At 59.0% G+C, this 4,237-nt stretch carries 1 protein-coding gene and 4 pseudogenes; 3 read left to right on the top strand and 2 right to left on the bottom strand.

All coding sequences use genetic code 11. The features are described from left to right. The 3 genes and pseudogenes from A3CW_RS49885 to A3CW_RS54220 form a co-directional block, all read left to right on the top strand. Nucleotides 1-223 (top strand): annotated as a pseudogene (locus A3CW_RS49885) (IS5/IS1182 family transposase); the annotation flags it as partial. A 359-nt stretch (nt 224-582) separates the two neighbouring features. After that, nucleotides 583-846, top strand: a pseudogene (locus A3CW_RS0144035) (transposase); the annotation flags it as partial. A gap of 361 nt (nt 847-1,207) precedes the next feature. Next, complete coding sequence (locus A3CW_RS54220) at nt 1,208-2,869, top strand: IS5 family transposase (protein WP_081772116.1); 1,662 nt, start codon at nt 1,208-1,210, stop codon at nt 2,867-2,869. Between the two features lie 678 nt (nt 2,870-3,547). Here A3CW_RS54220 and A3CW_RS52085 read toward each other — a convergent pair. Together A3CW_RS52085 and A3CW_RS54735 are read right to left on the bottom strand one after the other, a co-directional pair. Continuing rightward, nucleotides 3,548-3,873 (bottom strand): annotated as a pseudogene (locus A3CW_RS52085) (IS3 family transposase); the annotation flags it as partial. A gap of 227 nt (nt 3,874-4,100) precedes the next feature. Continuing rightward, nucleotides 4,101-4,237: pseudogene (locus A3CW_RS54735) on the bottom strand (IS6 family transposase); the annotation flags it as partial.

The following is a 4,237-nucleotide window of genomic DNA, read 5'->3' as shown; positions in this document are numbered from 1 at the left end:
GATCAGACGGCGCAGTGCGATTGAGCCAGCCATCGGCCACATGAAGACAGATGGCAAACTCGATCGGAACTGGCTGAAGGGAACGCTTGGTGACGCGATGCACGCTGTGCTATGCGGAGCTGGTCACAACCTGCGGATGATCCTGAGGAAGCTGCGGTTTTTTTACACCATTGTTCTCATCGCCCTGTTCATCCCTGTCGATCAGAGAGCATCCGCCGGCTGACGCCGACGACGGCCAAAACGAATTGTTCAGGGGCGACTCATAGAAGGTAAGCTCAACCGCCTTCACCACGCACCTGCCAGATTTACCATCCCAGCCCTTGATGGTTATGGACTTCGCAATCATTTGCTCGCTCGTCCGACTGGGTAGGCCTCGTATCTGGTTTCTGTTCGTCAGGTCGTGGCTTTGCTACACGCTTCCTTCAGACCCCGCCTCACGACGACGCCCTTGCGTTTCACTAGTCGAGTCTGAAAAATTCGAAGAGCCCCGTGCAGCAAGGGTTTGGAGCGGAAAGTTGTTGATGGATTTGCAGGATCCTGGCAGATGATGGGTGGTTTCCTGCAAATTCTGTCGAGGTTTGGATGGGTCCGAAGACAGCGGTGAGCGAAGGCGATTTGTTCCGGCATCCTCTGCGCGAGCAGATCAACCTGAAGCATCCGCTGCTGCGTCTGGCCGATCTGATCAACTGGGATGGATTGAATGCGTCGATGAGCGCGAGCTTCGTCTCACGCAAAGGTCGGCCGGCCACATCACCGAGGCTGATTGCTGGTTTGTTGTATCTCCAGCATGCGTTCGATCTGTCGGACGAGGAAGTGGTCTGGCAATGGGTGGAGAATCCTTATTGGGTGCGCCGGGAGACCGGCAAGGTGTAGGTGGTGAGAGTCCACTACGATGAAGGCATAGCGAGCCACGTCGCCCCCGAGCCGTGCGCGGGCATCCGCGAGGAGGTCAGCGAAGCGTCGGCAGGGGAATGTGTAGGCCAGCCATGGAGCCACGAAATGGTTTATATCCCGGATGCCGACGCGCTCCAATACGTGAAGGCAATACGAGCGGGCGCGACATCGCGAGTGCCTGCCGATCCGGCGTGGTCGTAGAACCTGGCATGCACGCAAGCGCCTTGCACGGGAACCGGGAGATCTCACGTCTGACCTGGCGTTGTAGCGGTATTGGCCAGGTCCGCGTCGGGAAGGTGAGGAGCCGAAGCCGATGATGTACGGACGTGAGAAGTCAGACTCGGCCGTAGTAGCGAAGAAGCCTGCGAACAAGGCCGGGAAACCGGCTGCGGAGTGGGCGGAGCCAAGGGCGGGGACCGAGGGGAACGCGAGCCAGAATCACATGTGCCGGGCGCAGAACCGGGGAAGCGTGTCACAGGGACTGGATCGCGTACGGCAGTTGGCGAGACAGCATAAGAAGATGCGTTTCACGACGTTGCTGCACCACGTCACAGTCGAGCGTTTGAGCGCTGCATTCTATGCGCTCAAACGTAAGGCGGCGCCGGGAGTTGACGGCATGACGTGGCAAAGCTATGAAGCGGGACTGGAGCGCAATCTCCGGGACCTGCACAGGCGGGTTCACACAGGGAGCTACCGTGCCCTGCCAGTGCTGCGCCGCTATATACCCAAGGGCGATGGAGGTCTCAGGCCGTTGGGCATCGCTGCACTGGAAGACAAGCTTGTGCAGAGCGTAATGGTTGATGTTCTGAACGCCATTTATGAGGAAGACTTCCTCGGCTTCTCGTACGGGTTTCGCCCGGGTCGTAACCAGCATGATGCGCTCGACGCATTGGCTGCCGCGATTCAGTGGCGACCGGTGAACTTCACTGGTGAAACGTTTTTGCAGACTGAGCCACCGATTGATCCGTCGAGCCTGACGCGTTGGCGCAAGTGTCTTGGTGAAGCCGGAGTTGAGGAGTTGCTAGCCGAGACGATCGAAGCAGCGAAGCGCGCGGGCGTGATCAAGGCCTCAAGCGCGAAGCGCGTAATTGTCGATACGACGGTCATGCAAAAGGCGATCGCTCATCCAACCGATTCGCGCCTGCTCGAGCGGTGTCGCGAACATCTGGTGAAGGCGGCAGCGCGGCACGGCGTGAAACTGAGGCAGAACTACAACCGCGAGGCGCCGCACCTGGTGCGTCAGATTGGACGCTACGCGCATGCGAAGCAGTACAAGCGCATGAAGAAGGCGCTTCGCACGTTGCGCTCGCGCGTTGGGCGGGTGATGCGTGATGTGGAGCGTCAGCTTGATTCGGTCGCCGACACTGGGCGCATCGCGCTGCAGGAGTTGATCGGTCGCACGAGGCGGGTCCTGTCGCAAAAGCAGAAGGACAAAAACAAGCTGTACGCACTGCATGCGCCAGAAGTCGAATGTTTGGCGAAAGGCAAGGCTCGCACTCCCTACGAATTCGGTGTGAAAGTGTCGATCACGACGACACACAAGGAAGGCCTGGTTGTTGGCATGCGCTCGATGCCGGGCAATCCGTACGATGGTCACACGCTCGCGGAGGCGCTGGAGCAGGCGGCGATCCTGAGCGATGTGAAGCCCGAAGTCGCCATCGTGGATCGCGGTTACAAGGGTGTCGCTGTCGAGGGAGTGAAGATCTATCACCCGGGATTACGGCGCGGTATCACGCGCCGGCTGCGCGCAATGATCCGACGACGAAGTGCAATCGAGCCTGCCATTGGTCACATGAAGACGGACGGCAAACTCGATCGAAACTGGCTCAAAGGCGCACTCGGTGATGCGATTCACGCTGTGCTGTGTGGTGCCGGCCACAACCTGCGCATGATCCTCAGAAAGCTGCGGATTTTTTGCGCCCTTGTTCTGTTCGCTTTGCTCAGCCGCTCGACCAGTGTCGTCTTCGAGGCATGAGGGCTAGCGCCGCGCAAAACGAATTATTCAGGCCGGACTCACTAGCCCGTCACCACCATCAGGTTGGGCAGGGGACTTTCACCCCCAAGCTGTTGCGCACGCATGCTCGGCGCACAAAAAAAAGCGGGCCCGGAGCCCGCTAAAAACCACACGCTACGAGGTTAGCGCGAGGGGACCACTGGAGGTTCGGCCTCGCGAAGCTCGGCCACAAAGATACCACTGCGCCCGCAGTCTGGGAGGCCGTCCTGTCTGCTTGATGAGTTACCCTCTATATAACAACAATCTCGTACAGACCGCCTATTTGCACCAGAGCCTTATCCAACGTGCAAAGCCGGCGCCAGTTTTGTCGCACCAGCGTCGAATTGTTTCGTAGCTGATGACAATACCGCGGTCCAACTGCCAGCGCACGGTTCAACTGACGACGATCGCCGGGAAGCGGTGGCTGCGATAAAGCGATTGGTAACCAGCATCGCCGGATGTTACCGGACTCAGTCCGCAACGAGTGACAATGCCCTCTGTCGCGGTGGGTTGTTCCAGTCCTGTTCCAAAGCACTTTCCGGGCCATGTGGACCGCAAACGCTCGGAGCCCCCAGAGCACAGGCATAGTGACGCATTGGCGGGAAATTGCGTCGGCTATCAAACAATGACGTGGGTTCCTTACAAATCGCGCATGTTTAGCCGATTGACCCGATCCAGCGGGCGCGGTGCACTCGCATCGGCCTACGTCGTGCGACCCGCTTACCGCGAACTGCCGCACGCAGCCCTTGCCGTTTCATCAATCGTGCGACCGTGCAGCGGGCCACCGCAACGCCTTCCCGGTTCGTCTGCCTCCAGACCTTCGGCACGCAATAGACCTGCATGTTGGCCAGCCAGCCACGCTTGATCTCCGGTTGCCGAATGCTCGGGCGCAGCGTCGGGACGGATCTCGAAGCTGTGCTGCATGACGTCGGCAGCCCTGACGGGGCAGTCCGCAAGACCGTGCGGATCGGCTCGACCCCGAAGACGTGATACTGATCCTGCTGGAATGCTCGTCGGAGTTGTTTTCTGCAACAGGCCAACTGCGACTTTCAGAGAACGCTCTAACGTGACAATGTCGACATACGTCGTCGGGAGTTGGACAAACAGGACGACCACTCACACAATTGATCGTGCATCGTCGGCTATTCTTGTGATTTCAGGTTCTGGTGCAAATAGGTAAGCGGGTTGAGAAAGCTCATATAGGTAGGAAAGCTTATCGATCAAACAGGACCGCATTCCATACGGCGGGCGCAGCGGCCTCCTTGAGGCCGAGCTTCGCGAGATCGAACTGCCCCTTGCGAATGCGATGCGTCAACTCGATTCCTGAAATCGTGGTCGCGGCGCTCCCGA

The organism is Paraburkholderia nodosa DSM 21604 (assembly GCF_000519185.1).
GTDB classification, from domain to species: domain Bacteria; phylum Pseudomonadota; class Gammaproteobacteria; order Burkholderiales; family Burkholderiaceae; genus Paraburkholderia; species Paraburkholderia nodosa.
This window is presented reverse-complemented; position numbering and strand designations above follow the sequence as displayed.

Excerpts from the sequence above, each read along its gene's own strand:
- A3CW_RS54220 (WP_081772116.1), top strand. The coding sequence starts at position 1,208 with ATGATGTACGGACGTGAGAAGTCAGACTCGGCCGTAGTAGCGAAGAAG.